The organism is Chromobacterium rhizoryzae (assembly GCF_020544465.1).
Taxonomy (GTDB): Bacteria; Pseudomonadota; Gammaproteobacteria; order Burkholderiales; family Chromobacteriaceae; genus Chromobacterium.
On record NZ_CP066126.1, the window covers coordinates 1745090 to 1764612 of the forward strand.

Below are 19523 nucleotides of genomic sequence, written 5' to 3' on the forward strand. Positions count from 1 at the left end.
GGTACGCTCAAATCCGCAACAAGGCGTCGCTGTCCTCCGCGTCCATGGTGTGCGGCTCGCCCACCAGCAGAGGATCGGCCGCTCGGGCGACGCGCGCGTCCTTGTCCGGGTAGTCCAGCCGGGACAGGAAGTAGCGGATGCAGTTGAGGCGGGCCCGCTTCTTGTCGTCGGATTTCACCACCGTCCACGGCGCGTCGCCGGTATGGGTGTGGAAGAAGGTCGCTTCCTTGGCCGCGGTGTAGTCGTCCCATTTGTCCAGCGACTGTATGTCTATGGGCGACAGTTTCCAGTGCTTCAAGGGATCGTCGCGGCGGGAGATGAAGCGGCGCAGCTGTTCCTCGCGGCTGACCGAGAACCAGAACTTGAACAGACGGATGCCGCTGTTGACCAGCATGCGCTCCAGTTGCGGCGTCTGGCGCATGAACTCCAGATATTCGTGCGGATGGCAAAAGCCCATCACGCGCTCCACGCCGGCGCGGTTGTACCAGGAGCGGTCGAAGAAGACGATCTCGCCGGCGGTGGGCAGGTGTTCGATGTAACGCTGGAAGTACCATTGGCCGCGCTCGCGGTCCGACGGCTTTTCCAGCGCCACCACGCGCGCGCCGCGCGGGTTCAGGTGTTCCATATAGCGTTTGATGGTGCCGCCCTTGCCGGCGGCGTCGCGGCCTTCGAACAGGATCACGATCTTCTGGCCGCTTTCCTTGACCCAGTTCTGCACTTTCAACAGTTCGATCTGCAGCGCCTGCTTCTGCAATTCGTACTCCGGGCGGCGCATCCGCGTGCGGTAGGGGTAGCTGGCCGGCAGTTCGGCGCTGACGCTGTCCTCCGCGCTGCCTTGCGGCGCGGCGGCCACTTGCAAGGCCACCGGCTGCTGACTGACGGTTTCGATGGCTTGCACCGATTCCTGGTGCGCGCGCTCCACATTGTTGCGGCGGTGGGTGGCGGTTCGGCGCGGCGGCTTGACGGCCGGCGGCTGGGCGTCGGCGTCCGCTTCCGCGGGCAGGGGGGCTTGGGGCGGGTTTGTGTTTTGTGTCATGCAAGCTCCTTTGCGAGGGATAAAACCATGCTACTCCCATGGAAAACCGGTGTCGATGCGCGCGCTTTGGCGCGGCCGGAACACCGTTGGAGTCCGCAATGGGCGTTTTGTCACAAGGCAAAGCTTTTCATGCCGATTTCATGCATATTCATGCCATTGTGTTTTGACGGCGGAGCGGACTATGTGGGCGGTTGAGGTGAACGGGGTGTCGAAGAGCTACTGGATGGAGCAGGTGAGGGTGCCGGCGCTGGCCGATGTCAGCCTCAAGATCGCCGCGGCGCGCTTCACCGTGCTGTCCGGCCAGTCCGGCAGCGGCAAGACCACGCTGCTGAATCTGATCGGCGGCATAGACCGCGCCGACGTTGGAGAAATCGAGGTGGCGGGACAGGCGCTGAACCGTTTGAGCGATGACGCGCTCAGCGATTTTCGCGCGCGCCACATCGGCTTCATCTTCCAGAACTTCAATCTGATGCCGGTCTTGTCGGCTTTCGAGAACGTCGAATACCCGCTGCAATTGCAAGGCGTGCCGGCGCGGCAGCGGCGCGAGCGGGCGCTGGAGATGCTGGCGGCGGTGGGCTTGGCGGACAAGGCGGCGAACCGGCCCGGCCAGCTGTCCGGCGGCCAACGCCAGCGGGTGGCGATTGCGCGCGCGCTGGTGCACGAGCCGGCCTTGGTGCTGGCCGACGAACCCACCGCCAATCTGGACAGTCAGACCGGAGCGTCCATCCTGGCTCTGTTGCGCCAATTGCAGCGAGAACGCCGAGTGGCGGTGGTGTTTTCCTCGCATGACCCGCAGGTGATCGCGGCGGCGGACGAGCGTTACTTGGTCAGCGACGGCCGGGTCGGCGTCTTGAACGCGGGGGAGGCCTTGGCGTGAACACCTTGAAACTGGCTTGGCGCAATCTGCTGCGCAACCGTCGCCGTACCTTGGCGACCTTGTCCACCATGATCATAGGCCTGGTGGCGGTGCTGCTCTTCGGCGGTTACAACCGCACGGTGCAATACGGCTTGCAAACCGGCATGGTGCGCGCCGGCGGCCATCTGCAGGTGCAGCACCGGGATTACTTCCTGTACGGCAGCGGCAATCCGGCCGCTTACGGCATCCGCGACTACCGCGCGGCGATGCGGCTGATCGAGAACGATCCGGTGCTGCGGCCCATGCTGACCGTGGTCACGCCCGCGCTGAGCCTGGGCGGCATCGCCGGTCATTATTCCGCCGGCGCCTCGCGCACGGTGATTGCGCGCGGCAGCGAGGTGGACGCGCAGAACCGCTTGCGGCGCTGGGACGATTACGGCTTCAACGACAAGCGCAAGCCGGTGGCGCTGACCGGCACCGCGCCGAACGCGGCGGTGATAGGCACCGGGGTGGCGCGGGTGCTGCAACTGTGCGCGGCTTTCAAGCTCAAGGATTGCGCGCCGCCGCCGGCTCCGCCGGGCGGCAAGGACCTGCCGGCCGATCTGGAGGCCTTGGCCGCGTCGGCGCCGCCGGCCAGCGTCCGCGACGATCAGATCGAACTGCTGGCCGCCACCGCCGCCGGCGCGCCCAATGTGGCCCGTCTGCAAGTGGCCAAGGTGGAGAGCCAGGGCATCAAGGAACTGGACGATATGTATGTCGGCCTGCATCTGCGCCAGGCGCAACAGCTGGTGTACGGCCAGGGCGAGCCGATGGCCACCGCCATCGTGTTGCAGCTGCGGCACACCGCGCAGATTCCGGAGGCCGAGGCGCGTTTGCGTCAGCTGTTCGCCACCAGCTTGCGCGGCCAGCCGCTGGCGGCGCACGACTTCGCCACGCTGCAGCCGCAATACGGCCAGATCACCGGCATGTTCGGCACCATTTTCGGCTTCCTGGCGGTGTTGATCGCCTGCGTGGCGCTGTTCACCATAGGCAACACCATGAATATGGTGGTGCTGGAGCGCACGGTGGAGATCGGCACGCTGCGGGCGATGGGCCTGCGCCGCCGCGGCATCCAGCAGCTGTTCCTGTGCGAAGGCTGGCTGCTGGGCCTGGGCGGCGGGGTGCTGGGCATCGCGCTGGCGCTGTTGCTGGCCTGGCTGATCAATCACGCCGGGCTGACCTGGCTGCCGCCGGGGCAGGTGGACCCCAGCCCCATCCTGGTGCGGGTATGGGGGGAGTGGCGGATGATGGCGGTGACCGCCGGCGGTTTGATGGCGATGGCGCTGCTGTCGTCGTGGTGGCCGGCGCGGCGGGCGGCGGCGGCCAATATCGTGGAGGCTTTGCGTCATGCGTGAAACGTTTGGAATCTCTACCGGCATGAAGACGACACGCTGGGCCGCGTTGAGCGTTGCCCTGTGGGCGGCGTCGGCGCTGGCGGCGCCGGACGCGCAGACCATCCTGGCCAATAGCGACGCGGTGCGCAATCCGGAACGCTCTTTCGGGCTGGTGGTGTCCCTGGTCAGCTATAAGGACGGCAAGCAGAACGAGGCCAGCGCGCTGGCGGTGTATTCGCGCGCCGATCAGAAAAGCGGCCAGTTCCGCAGCCTGCTGCGTTTCATCAATCCCAAGCGGGACGCCGGCAAGCTGATGCTCAAGAGCGGCAACGATCTGTGGTTTTTCGATCCGGCGAGCAAGGCCAGCGTACCGATTTCGCCGCAGCAGCGGCTCTTGGGCCAGGCGGCCAATGGCGACGTGGTCACCGTCAATCTGGCGCTGGACTATCAGGCGGCGCTGGCCGGCGAGGAAACGATACAGGACGGGGACCGCCAGGCGCGGCTTTGCTACAAGTTGCGGCTGAGCGCGCGCAATCCCGGCGTCACCTACCACGCCATCGATCTGTGGGTGGACCGCGACGGCTACCGCAGCCGCAAGGCGCAGTTCTACGCCGAAAGCGGCGGTTTGCTGAAGACCGCGTATTACCGCGCTTACCAGCCGGTGCTGGGACGCGAGCGCCCAACCGAGACCGTGATCATAGACGGCCTCAATCCGCGCTGGATCACCGTGCTGCGCAATAGCCAGTTCGCCTGGCGCGAGGTGCCGGAAGCCTGGCTGCAGCGCGATTATCTGCCGCGCTTCCGGGCCGAATGACGATGCGGCGGCTGGCGTTTGGGCTGGCGCTGGTCTGCGCCGCCGCGCGGGGCGCAGACGCGTCGCTGGAGGAGGACGCGCTGCGGCTGGCCGATCAGACCCGGATGGAGGATGACAAGCCGCGGGATCTGAAGCTTCAGCTGGAGGCCGCCGCCTTGTCGCCGCGGCCGGGGGAGGACGGCCAGCGGCTGTCCTTCGATCTGCGCTGGGACGGCCGGCTGAGCCCGGCCTGGCGCGGCGTGCTGGCCAACCGGCTGGATTGGCGCTTCGCCGGCTCGCCGCGGCGGGACCACGGCGTCAACACCTTGAAGGAAGCGTATCTGAGCCGCGAGTTCGGCGTCGAGACGATGATGGACCTGGGGCGTATCAATACCCGCTACGGCGTGGCCGTCGGCTACAACCCCACCGATTTTCTCGGCGCGGGCACCGTGCGCTCGGTAGTGTCCGCGGACCCGGACAGCCTGCGGCAAAACCGCTTGGGCAACGCCATGTTGCGCTGGCAGAAGCTGTGGGACCGCGGCTCCTTGACCGCGATCTGGTCGCCCAAGCTGGGGTCGGGGCCGAATCCGGACGGCGCCAGCCTGGACTGGGGCGCCAGCAATCCCCGGCAGCGGCTACTGTTGGCCGGCAGTTATCGCTTTGCGGAGAACCTCAATCCGCAATGGCTGCTGTTGCAGGAGCAAGGCCGTTCGCCTCAGCTGGGCTTCAATCTGTCGCGCGTGCTCGGCGACGCCACCGTGGTTTATCTGGAATGGGCCGGCGGCCGGCAGCGGACCGATTGGAGGCAAAGCCTGGGACGGCCGGACTCTGCCTGGCGCAATCGCCTGTCCGGCGGCTTGAGCTGGACCGGCGCCAATAAGCTGAGCCTGACGCTGGAGGGACAGCAGGACGGGGCGGCGCCGGACCGGGACGAATGGCGCGCGTTGCGCGCGAGGCCCGCGCTCTACGGCGCTTATCGGGCGGGGGTGGGCGCCGGCGGCGGCCTGCCTACCCGGCGCGCCGCCTTGCTGCGCGCGCATTGGCAGGATGCGCTGGTGGACGATCTGGACGTGACCGCGATGCGCAGCTTCGACCTGGTGGACCACAGCGGCATGAATTGGGCGGAGGCCCGCTATCACCTGGGGCCGGCGGATCTGGCCTTGCAGTGGCAACGCTTCGACGGCGCGCCGGACAGCCGTTACGGCGCCAGCCCGGCGCGGCGGGTCTGGCAAGTGCTGTTCGACTATTTCTTCTGAGCGCCTGTTCACGATCCGCCGCGCTGCGGCGAAGCCTTGCAAACCCCTTCGAAATTCCCGTGCCTCGTACGGCTATTCCATTCTCTCCGCCGCAGCGCCCTGTCTCGTCCCGGCTCGCGACCGCGCGGATAGCCCTGAGTCGGCGCGCGTGATGACCGCCGCGTCGCGGGAAGGCATGGCGAGCGGCGGGGAAAGCAACCATAGTGATGTGTGGGCGACGCGATGTCGCTAGGCGTCGATAGGATCCTGATGGAGGGGGACGGGCATGGGCATGAATACGGCGGCCGCTTTGCAAACGTATCTGCGTTCCTGGAATACGGCGGGCTGCCTGCACGGCGTGGCCGCCGTCTCGCTGGCCGACGGCGAACGGGTGGCGGTGGCCGGCGGCATGGCCGATCCCGGCCTGGGCGTGGCCAACGAGAAGGACACCGTGTTTCGCATCGGCTCGCTGAGCAAGAGCTTCACCGCGGCCGCCTTGCTGCAGCAGGTGGCCCAGGGGCGGCTGGAGCTGAGCGACAGCCTGGAGCGCTTCTTCCCCGATTTCCCCAATGCGGCGGGCATCAGCCTGCATCAATTGCTGAATCACAGCGCCGGCACCGCCAATTTCACCAGCGCGGCCGAGTATTGGCCGACGCGGATGCGGCTGGCGCACCGGCCGCAGGAACTGCTGGACTGGGCGCACGCCTTGCCGCCGGCCTGCCCGCCCGGCATCGCCCACGCTTACAGCAATACCGGCTATTTGTTGCTGGCGGCCATTGTGGAGCGGGTCGCGGATCAGGACTTCGCCAGCTATCGGCAGCAATACCTGTTCCGGCCGCTGGGCCTGGAGCGCACCTATGTCGACGACGGCCGCGTCATCCTGCCGCAAGCCGCGCGCGGCCTGCATCCGGGAGCGCCATGGCGCTACGCGGAACCTATGGACATGTCGGTGGCCTGGGGCGTTTACGATCTGGCCTCCAGCGCCGGCGATCTGTGCCGCTGGTTGGAGGCCCTGCAGCGGGGAGAGGCGTTGCCGGCCCGGCTGGCGGCCTTGATGCTGGACGTGGGGGCCTTGGAGTATGCCTACGGGTTTTACGGCGAGGACTGGACGCTGGCCGGCCGCCGGCAGCGGCTGGCCCAGCATTTTGGCGACGTCAACGGCTTCTTCGCCTTCATGAGCGTCTTGCCCGGCGGCGGCGGCGTGGTGGCGCTGACCAACGCCTTCGGCTCGCCGGTGGAGCGTTTGGGCAGGGATTTGGCGCGCATCGCCAGCGGAGAAACGCTGGAAGCGCTGCCGCCGCCGGGACGGCAGCAGCCGGACGAGCAGTTGTTCGTCCCCGGTCGCTATGAGAACGGGGAAGGGGCGTGGCTGGAGTTGTTTTACAACGAGCACGGCTGCTATGCGCGCAGTCCGCGCCGTTACGATCTGCCCATCGCCTACCCGTTGACGGTGACGGCGCAGACGCCGCAACTGGCGCGCGCCGCCGTGCTGCCGGAGACCTTGTTGATAGAGGAAGGGACCTTGCAATGGTGCGACGCGGAGGGGGTGACCAGGCGTCTGCGGCGGCAGTAGGCGGTTTGTCCGGCGGGATGGCGTGGTCTATCGTGAGAACAGACAAAACCAAGCCAGCTTTCGAGTCGAGGCCGAGAATTGACGGACTTTAAACAAGGGGCGCGGGGGTGGCGTTTCCGGGCCTTTCTCGCTGTCTTTCCATGGCGCGCGTGCGGGATGGGGGTTCTGGTGCCCTTGCTGGCCCTGTCCGCGCAATGGCTGTTGTGGGACTGGGTCCGCCCTTACGCCTGGTTCCTGTTTTATCCCGCCGTCTTCCTCTCCGCCATGCTGGGCGGGCTGGCCGGCGGCCTGGTCGCCACCGCCTTGTCGGTGCCGCTGGTCTGGTATCTGTTCATCCCCCCGCAATGGAGCTTCGCCATCGCCCGGCCGGCGGATGCCGCCTCCATTGTCCTGTTCGCGCTGTGCGGCTTGATGTTGAGCCTGTTCAGCCAGCGCCTGATCAGCCGCCGCTCGCGCTGGGCGGAGAGCGAACTGACGCGTCAGCAGGCCTTGTTGCACGCCATCATCGACAACTCCACCGCGGTGATTTTCGTCAAGGACGTGGACGGCCGCTATTTATTGGTCAACCAGCGCTATCCCGAGTTGTTCCATATCAGCGTGGAGGCTATGCGCGGCTTGCGCGACGAGGATCTGTTCCCGCCTGAGGTGGTGGCCAGTTTGCGCAGCGCCGACTTGGAGGTGTTGAGCAGCGGGCAGGCGCGCGAATACGAGGAGACGGTGCCGCAGGACGATGGCCCGCACACCTATCTGGTGTACAAGTTTCCCCTGCGCGACGCCAAGGGGCGAGCCTACGCGGTGTGCGGCATCGCCTCCGACATCAGCGCGCTCAAGCGCGCCGAGGCGGAACAGAGGCAGCGGGAGGAGTGGCTGCGGGAAATGAGCGCCATCGCCCGGGTGGGTGGGTGGTGGTTCGATCCCGCCAGCGGGGACGGCGGCTGGACCTCGGAAGTGGCCCGCATTCACGATCTGCCGGCCGACGAGCCGATCAACACCCGCATTGGACTGAGTTTTTTCCACGGCGAAGACCGACAGCGCATCGAGGAGGCCGTGCGCCGGGTGGTGGCGGAAGCCGAACCCTATGATCTGGAGTTGCAACTGCTGAGCGCAAGCGGCCGGCGCAAATGGGTGCGCGTGTCCGGCAGACCGGTGCTGGCGGACGGCAAGGTGGTGTCGGTACGCGGCGCGATGCAGGATGTGTCCGAGCGCAAGGCCATGGAAAACGCCTTGCTGGAGAGCGAGGAAAGGCTGTCGCTGTTCATCGAGCACGCGCCGGCGGCGCTGGCGATGTTCGATCGCGACATGCGTTATCTGGCCGCCAGCCGCCGCTGGCTCGACGATTACCGTTTGGACGGCGAGACGCTCATCGGCCGATCCCACTATGAGGTGTTTCCGGAAGTCCCCGCCGTCTGGCGGGAGGTGCATCGGCGGGCGCTGGCCGGGGAGGTGATACGCGAGGAGGAGGACCGCTTTCTGCGTCAGGACGGCGCGGCGCAGTGGTTGTGCTGGGAAGTGCGGCCATGGCATGCGCGCGACGGATCCATCGGCGGCATCGTGATCTTCACCGAGGACATCACCGTCCGCAAATCCATGGAAGAAGAGCGCCACCGGCTGGCGGAAGCGCTGGATCAATCGGCGCAGCCGGTGGTGATGACCGACGCGGCCAAGAACATCTTGTACGTCAACGCCGCGTTCGGCGAACTGATGGGGTATCCGATGGGCGATTTGCTGGGCTCGTCGATCTCCCGCTTCATCCCGGACGACCCGGCGAGGAGAGCGGAACGGGCGGCGCTGGAACGGCAGGTGGTGGAACAAGGGCGCTGGAGCGGCGAACTGGCCCGCGTCGCCCGCAACGGCGAAATCATCCCGGTGTACGCCTCCGTCACCGCCATGCACGATCTGTCCGGCGCGTTTTGCGGCTTTTTCGGCACCTATAACGATTTACGGCCGTTGCGTGAAAAAACCCAGGCGCTGGCCAGCGCCGAAGCGCGGTATCGCAGCGTGCTGGATCATGCGGCCGACGCGGTCTTGGTGGCGGACGCGGAAGGGCGTTATCAGTACGCCAATCTGCAAGCCTGTCAGCTATTGGGCTATGAGGAAGCGGAAATCCTGGCGATGCGGGTGGGCGATTTCAGCGTCGACTCCGCCGCGGGCGACGCGCAGTCCTTGTTCCGGCGCCTGCTGTCCGACGAGCAGCTGAGCGCCGAGATGCTGCTGCGGCGCAAGGACGGCGCCGAGGTGCCGGTGGAAGTGAACGCGATCCGCCTGCCGGACGGCGGGGTCTACGGCGCTTTCCGCGACATCACTCTGAGACGGCAGGCGGCGGAACGGATCCGTCAGCTGTCGATGGCGGTGGAACAGAGCCCGGAGAGCGTCGTCATCACCGATCTGGAGACGCGGATCGAATACGTCAACGAAGCCTTTGTCCGCAATACCGGCTACAGCCGGGAAGAAGTGATGGGGCGAACGCCCAATCTGCTCAAGTCCGGGCTGACCCCGGCGGAAACCTATGCCGAACTCTGGGAGGCGCTGCGGGCCGGCAAGCCGTGGAAAGGCGAGCTGTTCAACCGGCGCAAGGACGGCAGCGACTATGTGGACTTCGCCCATATCTCGCCTATCCGTCAGCCGGACGGCAGAATCAGCCATTATCTGTCCTTGCAGGAAGATATCAGCGAGAAAAAGCGCCTGGGCCTGGAACTGGACCAGCATCGTCATCATCTGGAAGAGTTGGTGGCGATGCGCACCGCCGAGGTGCGCGCCACCAGCGCCAAACTGCAAACCACTCAGTTCGCCATGGACAGCGTGGGCATAGGCATACATTGGGTGGACGTCGCCAGCGGGCGGCTGATCTACGTCAACCGCTACGCGGCGCAATTGCTGGGCTACGACATCGAAGACATGCTGCGCCTGAACGTGTCCGACATCGTGCCCGACACCACGCCCGACCTTTACGCGCGCATCGTGGAGCGCCTGCGGCAACAGAGCCGGGCGCAGTTCGAAACCTGGCAAAGAACGCGGGACGGGCGGCTGGTGGCGGTGGAGATGATTTTGTACTACTTGCCGGACACGCAGGGCGCCTCGGACACCATCATCGGTTTCGTCACCGACATTACCCGGCGCAAGGAAACCGAGCAGGCCCTGGTGCGCGCCAAGGAGGACGCGGAAGCGGCCAATCTGGCCAAGAGCGCCTTCGTCGCCAATATGAGCCATGAAATCCGCACGCCCTTGAACGCCATCATCGGTTTCACCCACTTGCTGATGCGCACCCAGCCGCGGCCGGAGCAGCAGGCCAAGCTGGAAAAGGTGCTGGTGGCCAGCGGGCATCTGCTCTCCATCATTAACGACATTCTGGACCTGTCCAAGATCGAAGCCGGCAAGTTGTCGCTGGAGCGGACCGACTTTTTCGTCGGGGCGCTGTTCGACCATGCGCGGTCGCTGATCGACGAAGCGGCGCAGGCCAAGGGCTTGCGCGTGGAGATCGATTACGCCGGCGTGCCGCCGTGTCTGCGCGGCGATCCCACCCGCCTGCGCCAGGCCTTGCTCAACTACGCCGGCAACGCGGTCAAATTCACCGAGCGGGGCACGATAGCCCTGCGCGCCCGGCTGCTGAGGAGCGAGGGCGAGCGTCTGCTGCTGCGCTTCGAGGTGCGCGACACCGGCATAGGCATTCCCGCCGACAAGCTGGCCGGCCTGTTCCAGGCGTTTCAGCAGGCGGACGACTCCACCACCCGCAAATACGGCGGCACCGGCCTGGGGTTGGCGATCACCCAGCGGCTGGCGGCCTTGATGGGCGGCGAAGTGGGGGTGGAAAGCCGGGAAGGACAGGGCAGCGTGTTTTGGCTGACCGCCTGGCTGACCCTGGGGCGGAGCGTGGCGGCCGAGCCCGCCGGCGTAGAGCCGGACGAGGTGGAGGCCGAACTGCGCTTGCGCGCGGACGCGCGGGTGCTGGTGGTGGAGGACGACGTCATCAACCAGGAAGTGGCGCTCTGGCTATTGGGCAGCGTCGGCCTGAGAGCCGAGCTGGCGAGGAACGGCCGCGAGGCCGTGGAGTGCGCCGCCGCGGGCGAATACGATCTGGTGCTGATGGACGTGCAGATGCCGGAGCTGGACGGCTTGGAGGCGACGCGCCGGATCCGGGCCATGCCGAGCTGGGAGCGGGTCCCGATTCTGGGCATGACCGCCAACGCCTTCGACGAGGATCGCCAGCGTTGCCTGGAGGTCGGCATGAACGACTTCGTGGCCAAGCCGGTGGACCCGGAACAGCTGTTCGGCTTGCTGCTGAAATGGCTGCCGTCGATGATTCCGCCCGAGAGGATCCGCGTCGATCCGACGCCGGAAAGCGGGCGCCGGGAACAGTTGATGAGGCTGCCCGGCGTGGACCTGGAGGCGGGCCTGCGCATCGTCGGGGACGACCTGGAGCGTTTTGAGCGCTTGCTGCGCAAATTCGCGGGCATGCACCGCGACGACTTGGCCAGGCTGCAGGGCCTGGCGCGGGCCGAGGAGGGCGAGGAGGCATGCCGTATCGCCCATTCGCTGAAAGGCGCCGCCGGCTCCTTGGGGCTGGTCCGCATCCAGACCGAGGCCGCCGCGCTGGAAGCCGTCTTGCGGCAAGGGCGGCTTGAGGAGGCTATGCCCGGCATGCAGGCGCTGGGCCTGGAGCTGACGGCCTTGTGCGCGGCCCTGGACGCCTTGCCGGCAATGGCATAAGCGCGCCAGATTCTGGCCTTTTCATGCAACTTGGCGCAGCTTATTGAGTCAATCAATAGGATGAAGTCATTTTTTCCGATGGCCGGCGGCCATTCCGGTCGCCGGCCGGGCGCGAAGATCCGGCCTGGCGTTGGACGCGAGGCAGGCTGGCGCCGATGCGCCGAGGACGCGGAAGGTTTCTCTACATGAATATCCCTTTAGGCACTATCGAAGGCTTCTACGGCAAGCCGTGGAATTGGGCGCAGCGGGAGCTGCTGGTCACCACGCTGGCGGCGCACGGCTATCGTTTCTATCTGTACGCGCCGAAAGCGGACGCGTATCTGCGCCGCCAGTGGCAGCTGGACTACCCGGCTGAGCAGGAGGCTAGGCTGGCGGCGTTCGCCGCTCATTGCCGGCGGCAGGAGGTCGGTTTCGGCATGGGGCTGAGCCCGTACGAAGCGTATCTGGATTTCAACGACGAGGCCCGCCAGGCGCTGGCGCGCAAGCTGGAGCAACTGCAGCGCATCGGCGTCAGCCAACTGGCCATCCTGTTCGACGATATGCGCGGCGATCTGCCCGATCTGGCGGAGCGCCAGGCGGAGATTGTCGCCTGGGTGCGGCAGCGCTGCGCGGTGGAGCGTTTGTTGGTCTGCCCCAGCTATTATTCCAGCGATCCGGTGCTGGACCGGGTGTTCGGCCAGCGCCCGGCCGGCTATCTGCAGCAACTGGGCCAGTGGCTGGCGCCGGACATCGATATTTTCTGGACCGGCGAGGAGGTGTGCTCGCGCGAAATCTCGCCCGGACACCTGCTGCAAGTGGGCAAATGGCTGGGCCGCAAGCCGGTGTTGTGGGACAACTACCCGGTGAACGACGGCGCGCGGATGTCGCAATACCTGCACCTGCGCGGCTTCACCGGGCGGTCCGCGGCCAATGCCGAGCTGCTGGCGGCGCATGGGATCAATCCGGCGCAACAAGCCGCGCTCAGCCTGATTCCCGCGCTGACGCTGGCGGACAGCTACCGCTTGGGGCCGCGCTATCAATACGGCGCCTCGATGCGCCGGGCGGCCCAGGTGGTGGCCGGCGAGGAACTGGCCGACATGCTGTGGCGGGATCTGCTGCTGCTGCAGGACGTGGGGCTGGATCAACTGGGCGAGCGCGCGGCGGAACTGCGCGCGCGTTACGCGGCGGTGGAGCACCCTTGCGCGCGCGAAGTGGTGGCCTGGCTGGATGGCGAGTATCGGATCAGCGAGCTTGAGGTGCAGACTCAGTAGGGAGGCTACTTGGCGTTACATGCCTTTACAACTGACTAACAGACGGGGGCGGGCCGGGACGCCTAGGATGAGCAGCAAGGAAACACCAAAGCCTGGCGTCGCGGCCGCACTGAGCAGACGGACGCCCCCCTGACCCGACTGGAGAATGTCATCATGAAAAAACTGAGCCTGATCGTACTGTCCGCCGCTTTCGCCCTGAGCTCCGCCGCCGGTTTCGCCGCCGAAGCCGCCAAGCCGGCTTCCGCCCCGGCCGCCAAAGCCGCGCCCGCCGCCAAGAAAGCGCAGCACAAGGCGGTGAAGAAGCACGCTTCCGCTCCGGCGCAGAAAGCCCAGGCGGCCAAGGCGGAAGCCTCCGCCCCGGCCAAGGCCGCCAAGAAGCCGGCGCAGCACAAGAAGCACGTCGCCAAGAAAGCCCACAAACAAGCGGCCTCCGCTCCGGCTCAGAAAGCGCAAGCGGCCAAGGCGGAAGCTTCCGCTCCGGCCAAAGCCGCCAAGAAACCGGCGCAGCACAAGAAGCACGCCGCTAAAAAGACCCACAAGAAAGCCGCGGCTTCCGCAGCCAAGTAAGCTGAAAGAGGCCGCGCTCAGCGCGGCCCGAACGGGGACGAAGGGAGGCTCAGGCCTCCCTTTTTGCATGCGCGCGGCGTGGATCGGGCGCCGTCCGGCCGGGTGGAATCAGCCCGCCGGCGCGGTGGCGGGGGGCTGCACGGTGTTGAGCAGCGGGGCGCAGGGATCGGGCCGCTCGCGCCAGAAGCGGCGTTCCAGCTCCGCCGCCGGCAGCGGTTTGCTGAATAGATACCCTTGCAGGGTGTCGCAGAACATATACGTCAACGCGGTGGCTTGTTCGTCGGTTTCCACGCCTTCCGCCACCACGCGAAGCTGCAGCGAATGGGCCAGCGCGATGATGGCGCCGGTCAGCGTCATCGCGTCCTGATCGTTCAGCATCGCGCGGACGAAGGACTGGTCGATTTTCAGCTCCTGGGTGGGCAGCTTGGCCAGATAGGACAGCGAGGAATAACCGGTGCCGAAATCGTCGATGGAAATGCCCACTTGCATGTCGCGGATGCGGCGCAGCGTTTCGCCGCAGGTGTTCAGATTGTCCAGCACCACGGTTTCGGTGATTTCGATGTCTATGCCCGGCACGGCGGCGCCTTCGCTCAAGGCCTGTTGCAACTGTTCGGAGAAATCGGCCTGGCGCAGTTGCAGCGGGGAGACGTTGACCGCGATGCGCGGCGCCGGATAGCCGGCCTCCAGCCAGCGCAGATGGTCGCGCGCGGCCTGACGCAAGGCCCAGACGCCCACCTCCAGGATCAGGCCGGTTTCCTCCAGCAAGGGGATGAATTGCGCCGGCGACACCAGGCCGCGCTCCGGGCTCTGCCAGCGCAGCAGCGCCTCCACGCCGACGATCTGCCGCGACACCGCGTCCACTTTGGGCTGGTAGTGCAGCACGAACTCCTGGCGCTCCAGCGCCAGACGCAGCCGGTTTTCCAGCTCCAGCGTCACCGCGGCGCGTTCGCTCATTTCCTGACGGTAGAACAAATAGCGCTCATTGGTGCTTTGCGCCAGCTTGAGCGCGGCTTCCGCGTTCTCCAGCAGGCTTTCCGCGTCGGCGCCGTCTTCCGGGAAGATGGCGATGCCGAATTTGGCCGACACGCGCAATTGCTTGTCCAGGATGGCGATGGGCTGGGCGACGCAGTGTTCCTGCAACTGCATCACCTGACGCGCGATGTCCTCCTCGCTTTTGACCTCGGGGATGATCAGCGCGAAGCGGTCTATCTTGACGCAGGCCAGCAGCCGGGCCTCTTCGGTAAACGACTCCAGCCGCGCCGCCAGCAGGCGCAGCACCTGGTCGCCGGCCCAGCGGCCGTAGACGTCGTTGATGGATTTGAAGTGCTCGATGTCGAGGAAGATCACCGCCAGGCGGCGCTGTTCATGGTGGCTGGAGCTGATTTGCTGCGCCAGGCGCTCGTGGAACAGGCTGCGGTTAGCGAGGCCGGTCAGCTCATCGTAGTAGGACAGGAAGTGCAGCCTTTCCTCTTTTTCGATGTGATCCAGCGCGAAAGCGATGTCGCCGGCCAGTTCGGCCAGCAGCTGCATTTCCTCGTGGTCGAAGGCGTTGGCTTCGTTGGAGCACAGCGTCAGCGAGGCGGCGCGTTGTCCGGGCAGCGGCAGCGGCAGGCAGGCCAGCGAGCGGATGCCTTGCGCCAGCAATTGCTCGCGCGCCGCGTAGGGCAGCGGCGAGCCAAGCTGATTGCAGACGATGTTGCCGCCGCTGGCGATGGCGGCGGCGGACAGTTGCAGCAGCGCGTCGGCGTTGGGAGGCGGCTCGGTCTGTCCTTGCAGCGCGGCAATGCGGTGTTCGCCGTCGCTCCGGTCCAGCATGCTGATCCAGACCAGTTTGAACGCGCCGCTCTGGGTGGCGATGCGGCAGGCTTCGCGAAACAGTTCCTGGCGGTCGTGGCAGCGCACGATCAACATATTGATGCCGCTGAGGATGGCGTAAACGCGGTTGAGCCGTTCTATGCGCAGCCGCAGCATGGAGTGCTGCAAGGTGATGGCCAGTTGCTGGGCGAAGGCCCGGGCGATCTCCAGATGCTCGAAGCCATGCTGGGCAACCTCCTGGAAGGCCAGGTTCAAGGAACCCAGCAACTGCCCTTCCGCCATCAGCGGCAGCCGCAGATAGGCGCGCACGCCGTGGCTGCGCAGCCATTTGACCAGCGCCGGCGGCTGCGCCAGCGTGGTGATGTCGTGCATGAAGCTGGGCTGTCCGCGCTTGAGCTGTTCCAGATCGCTCAAGCCATAGCTGGAGAAGGGGAAGCGGCTGTCGATCGGGATCTCGTCCTTGGCGTCGCACTCCAGCGCCAGGAAGATGGTTTCCTCGTGCCTCCAGTCGAACACCGTGGCCGACGCGCCCCAGAACGGCACCAGTTGCGCCAGCATGCGCAAGGCCTCCTGCGCGGTTTGCTGCGGGCTGGCGGCGGACAGCAGGGTCAGGCCCATGTCGCGCAGCGACTCCAGCTGCTGGCTGTGGCGTTTGAGCTCCTGTTCGGTTTTCAGCCGCAGGGTGATGTCGCGCATGATGGCGGTGTAATACTTCTGGCCTTCCACCTCCAGCTGGGACACCGAGGCTTCTGCGTAGAACTCGCTGCCGTCGGCGCGCAGCCCGCGCACGCCGCCGGCCGGCGCCAGGCTGCGGCTGACCGGGCCGTTCTGACCGAAGCCGTGGATCAGCTGAGCGTGGCCGGGCCGGAGCGCTTCCGGCACCAGCATATCTATCTGCCGGCCCAGCACCTGTTCGGCGCGATAGCCGAATGCCTGTTCCGCCGCGGGGTTGAACAAGATGATGTTCAGATCGGCGTCGATGGTGACGATGGCGTCCATCGCGGTGTTGATGATGCCGGCGCGTTGCATCTCGCTGAGGCGGATCGCCGTGACATGTGTTTGCAACTGGTCCAGCATCAAGTTGAACTGGCGCGACACCGCGCGCAATTCTTGCGGCCCCAGTTCCGGGGCGCGCGCCTGCGCGTCGCCGTCGGCCACCGCTTGCGCGGTTTCGGCCAAGCGGCGCGCCGGCCGGGTCAGCGCGCGGCTGAAGCTTTGCGCCAGCAAGCCGCAGAGCAGCAAGGTGACGATGCCGCTGGCCGCGCTCCAGCGCAGGCGGCTGTAGTAGGGCGCGAGCACCACTTGTTCCGGCAGCGCGGCGATGATCAGCCAGTTGGCCTGGGAGAATTTGCGGTAGGAGTAAAGCCGCGACACCCCGTCGCGACCGACGCCCAGTTCGAAGCCGGAGGCGTTGCCGCGGATGCGAGCGATGGTGCGGGCGACGTTGATCGAGGTTTTGCCGTGCCACAGCGCGGGGTCGGGGTAACGCAACAGAAAAGCCGCTTGCGAGCTCAGCACCGCGATGGTCAGCTTGCGGTCCAGCGTCGAGGGCAAGACCTGGGCCTGCAGCGTCAGCAAGTCCATTTGCACGGTCAGCAGACCAATGGGCCGGCCTTGCTCGTCGCGCACCGGATAGCTGGGCATTATCACCCAGCGCTGGGTGGCGGGCTCCAGCAAGGGCTCGCTGAGCATCAGTCCGGGCGCCGCCAGCGCGCGCTGGAACCAGTCGGCCTTGGTCGGCGGCGTTCTGACCGCGGGATTGGACGCGTGGCTGCAGACTTGCAGGCCGGTGGCGCTGCTGAGCGTCAGCTGGGTGGCGGAGGGAAAGCTCAGCGCGATGTCGCGGAACGCGACGGCGCATTCATCGAAGTCGAAGCGACGTATCGGCGTCCGCCTGCTCAACTGCGCCAGCACGCGTTCCAGTTCCGTGATCTTGCTCGCCAGCGCCTGGTCCACCTGGTCGGCCAGCACGCGGGTCTGATCCTGAGCGGCGTCGCGCATGTCGCGGGCCGATTCGAAGGCGCCGATGCCGATCAGCGCCGCGGCGGGCAGCAGGCAGGCCAGCGCGAACAGCAGCAACTGAGCGCGCAAGCCCAGTCCGCTGACGAAGGACAGAATGCGGTTCAGGCCTGCGCGCATGTGGCGGGTACTCTCCGGGGCTGGGGATACTCAAAAATTAGTTCCTGTCGCCGGAGGGGGCAAGTCGATGTTATGCCAAATGCGTCAAAAGGAGAGGGGGCGCGTGGGATTGCCCCCGTGAAAGACTTGCCACACAAGGTTTTGACGAGGATGCTCCGAAGAGGATAAGTACTTACACTTAGACGGCTTGATAAGGGCTGCCGTCTATGTTCAGGGCTGCTGCAACGCGTGGAGAGCTTCCAAGGCCTAGGAGGCGAGAGAGTTCGAGGTTTTATGGCTTAGGGCGGCTCGCATGCACTCCTGGAACGCGCCCGCCGCCCCGCGTTTCGCCGAGATGGCGCAGACGCTTATCCTCCGTGAGCGCGCATCTGCGTATAATCCCTCCCTCGTGCCCCGGCTTTTGTCCGCGGGCATGCTTAATTCATGGCATTCCGCCGGGACGCAAGTGGTCGCCGGGCTGCTGTTTTCTTGCTTCCTAAAATTCTGCAACACTGCTATTCCCAATGATTATTCTGAAAAACGTGGCTTTGCGTCGCGGCACCAAAGTCTTGCTGGACGGCGCGACAGTCAATATCAACCCCGGTGAAAAGGTCGGCCTGGTAGGGCGCAACGGCGCGGGCAAGTCTTCGCTGTTCGCGGTCTTGAACGGCAGCCTGCACGAAGACAGCGGCGATTTCTCCATCCCCAGCCAGTGGCGGATGGCGCAGGTGGCGCAGGACATGCCGGAAACCTCGCAGACCGCCACCGAGTTCGTGGTGGAAGGCGATACCGCCTTGCTGGCGGCGCGGCGCGAAGTGGCCGAAGCCGAGGCGGGCGAGGACTATATGCGCATGGCGCATGCCTACACCGCGCTGAACGACGCCGGCGAGCATGATGCTCCCGCGCGGGCGCAGGCGCTGATCCTGGGTCTGGGCTTTAGCGTGGCCGAGTTGCAGCGGCCGGTGAACAGCTTTTCCGGCGGCTGGCGCATGCGTTTGCAGCTGGCGCGCGCGCTGATGTGCCCGTCCGATCTATTGCTCTTGGACGAACCGACCAACCACCTCGACCTGGACGCTTTGGTCTGGCTGGAGGCCTGGCTGAAACAGTACGCCGGCACCATGGTGGTGATCAGCCATGACCGCGAATTCCTGGACGCGGTGACCAATGTCACCCTGCACATCGACCACGGCAAGCTGGTGCGCTATGGCGGCAACTACAGCAAGTTCGAGGACATGCGGGCGGAGCAGATGATTTTGCAGCAGGCCGTGCTGGCCAAGCAGCAGGAGAAGATGGCGCATCTGCAGAAGTTCATCGACCGCTTCAAGGCCAAGGCCAGCAAGGCCAAGCAGGCGCAAAGCCGCGTCAAGGCGTTGGAACGGATGGAGAAGATTGCGCCGGTGCTGACCGAGGCCGACTTCCAGTTCGAGTTCAAGGAGCCGAGCAGCCTGCCCAACCCGATGCTGACCATGTCTCAGGCCTCGTTCGGTTATCCGGCGGCGGAGGGAGCGGAGGAAGGCGCGCCGCCCGTCGTGATCGTCAACGGGGTGAACCGCTCCGTGCTGGCCGGGCAGCGCATCGGCATTCTGGGCGCCAACGGCCAGGGCAAGTCCACGCTGGTGAAGACGGTGGCCGAAGCGCTGACGGCCACCGGCGGCGAGATCATACGCGGCAAAGGTTTGAACATCGGCTACTTCTCGCAGCAAGAGCTGGACGTGTTGCGGCCGGAAGACGATCCGCTGCAGCATATGCTGCGCTTGGCGCGAGAAACGCCGGCGCAGCTGCGACCACCGTCCAACGACTGCCGCGAGCAGGGTCTGCGCAATTTCCTCGGCACCTTCAATTTCAGCGGCGACATGGTCAAGCAGGCGGTGGGCAGCATGAGCGGCGGCGAAAAGGCGCGGCTGGTGCTGTGCATGATCGTCTGGCTGCGCCCCAATCTATTGCTGCTGGACGAGCCGACCAACCATCTGGACCTGGCCACGCGCGAGGCCTTGAGCGTGGCGCTGAACGAGTTCGAGGGTTCGGTGATGCTGGTCAGCCACGACCGCGCGCTGCTGCGCGCGGTCTGCGACGAGTTCTGGATGGTGTCGCGCGGCGGCGTCAGCGATTTTGACGGCGATCTGGACGACTATCAGGTCTATCTGTTGGAAGAAGCCAAGCGCCGACGCGAAGAGGCGGCCGGCAAGCGTTAAACGGCGGCAGG

General features: G+C 66.1%; 11 protein-coding genes. 9 read left to right on the plus strand and 2 right to left on the minus strand.

The genetic code is table 11. The features are described 5' to 3' along the window. Positions 1–7: 7 nt before the first annotated feature. Positions 8–859 (minus strand): polyphosphate kinase 2, encoded by an 852-nt coding sequence (gene ppk2, locus JC616_RS08015; protein WP_199226031.1) that lies wholly within the window; start codon positions 857–859, stop codon positions 8–10. A gap of 358 nt (positions 860–1217) precedes the next feature. On the opposite strand from ppk2, the gene JC616_RS08020 reads away from it, so the two are divergent. The 8 genes from JC616_RS08020 to JC616_RS08065 all read left to right on the plus strand — a co-directional run bounded on the left by JC616_RS08020 (position 1218) and on the right by JC616_RS08065 (position 13387). Then, the gene (locus JC616_RS08020; protein ID WP_227107650.1) at positions 1218–1913 is read left to right on the plus strand and encodes an ABC transporter ATP-binding protein; all 696 of its coding nucleotides are present in this window, start codon (positions 1218–1220) and stop codon (positions 1911–1913) included. Further along, complete coding sequence (locus JC616_RS08025) at positions 1910–3286, plus strand: ABC transporter permease (protein ID WP_227107652.1); 1377 nt, start codon at positions 1910–1912, stop codon at positions 3284–3286. Before JC616_RS08020 ends, JC616_RS08025 begins: the two co-directional genes overlap by 4 nt. A gap of 22 nt (positions 3287–3308) precedes the next feature. Continuing rightward, complete coding sequence (locus JC616_RS08030; RefSeq protein ID WP_227107654.1) at positions 3309–4079, plus strand: outer membrane lipoprotein-sorting protein; 771 nt, start codon at positions 3309–3311, stop codon at positions 4077–4079. Between the two features lie 2 nt (positions 4080–4081). Further along, the gene (locus JC616_RS08035; RefSeq protein ID WP_227107656.1) at positions 4082–5314 is read left to right on the plus strand and encodes a hypothetical protein; all 1233 of its coding nucleotides are present in this window, start codon (positions 4082–4084) and stop codon (positions 5312–5314) included. A 265-nt stretch (positions 5315–5579) separates the two neighbouring features. Continuing rightward, entirely contained in the window at positions 5580–6866 is a 1287-nt protein-coding gene (locus JC616_RS08040) for a serine hydrolase domain-containing protein (protein WP_107800205.1), read from the plus strand. Between the two features lie 156 nt (positions 6867–7022). After that, the gene (locus JC616_RS08055; protein ID WP_264372998.1) at positions 7023–11570 is read left to right on the plus strand and encodes a PAS domain S-box protein; all 4548 of its coding nucleotides are present in this window, start codon (positions 7023–7025) and stop codon (positions 11568–11570) included. A gap of 185 nt (positions 11571–11755) precedes the next feature. Beyond that, positions 11756–12820, plus strand: a complete 1065-nt coding sequence (locus JC616_RS08060; protein ID WP_227107658.1) for a beta-N-acetylglucosaminidase domain-containing protein — start codon at positions 11756–11758, stop codon at positions 12818–12820. Positions 12821–12973: 153 nt separating this feature from the next. Next, a complete protein-coding gene (locus JC616_RS08065; protein WP_227107660.1) occupies positions 12974–13387 on the plus strand; it encodes a hypothetical protein in 414 nt (137 codons plus the stop codon). A 108-nt stretch (positions 13388–13495) separates the two neighbouring features. On the opposite strand, the gene JC616_RS08070 is transcribed toward JC616_RS08065, so the two are convergent. Then, entirely contained in the window at positions 13496–17341 is a 3846-nt protein-coding gene (locus JC616_RS08070) for an EAL domain-containing protein (RefSeq protein WP_227107662.1), read from the minus strand. Between the two features lie 503 nt (positions 17342–17844). On the opposite strand from JC616_RS08070, the gene JC616_RS08075 reads away from it, so the two are divergent. Further along, a complete protein-coding gene (locus JC616_RS08075; protein ID WP_107799716.1) occupies positions 17845–19512 on the plus strand; it encodes an ABC-F family ATP-binding cassette domain-containing protein in 1668 nt (555 codons plus the stop codon). Positions 19513–19523 lie beyond the last annotated feature (11 nt).

Bases quoted from the DNA above. Each gene is read 5' to 3' on its own strand.
- JC616_RS08030 (WP_227107654.1), top strand. From the start codon at position 3,309: ATGAAGACGACACGCTGGGCCGCGTTGAGCGTTGCCCTGTGGGCGGCG.
- JC616_RS08055 (WP_264372998.1), top strand. From the start codon at position 7,023: ATGGGGGTTCTGGTGCCCTTGCTGGCCCTGTCCGCGCAATGGCTGTTG.
- JC616_RS08070 (WP_227107662.1), bottom strand. From the start codon at position 17,341: ATGCGCGCAGGCCTGAACCGCATTCTGTCCTTCGTCAGCGGACTGGGC.
- JC616_RS08065 (WP_227107660.1), top strand. From the start codon at position 12,974: ATGAAAAAACTGAGCCTGATCGTACTGTCCGCCGCTTTCGCCCTGAGC.
- JC616_RS08035 (WP_227107656.1), top strand. From the start codon at position 4,082: ATGCGGCGGCTGGCGTTTGGGCTGGCGCTGGTCTGCGCCGCCGCGCGG.
- JC616_RS08075 (WP_107799716.1), top strand. From the start codon at position 17,845: ATGATTATTCTGAAAAACGTGGCTTTGCGTCGCGGCACCAAAGTCTTG.
- JC616_RS08020 (WP_227107650.1), top strand. From the start codon at position 1,218: ATGTGGGCGGTTGAGGTGAACGGGGTGTCGAAGAGCTACTGGATGGAG.
- JC616_RS08040 (WP_107800205.1), top strand. From the start codon at position 5,580: ATGGGCATGAATACGGCGGCCGCTTTGCAAACGTATCTGCGTTCCTGG.
- JC616_RS08060 (WP_227107658.1), top strand. From the start codon at position 11,756: ATGAATATCCCTTTAGGCACTATCGAAGGCTTCTACGGCAAGCCGTGG.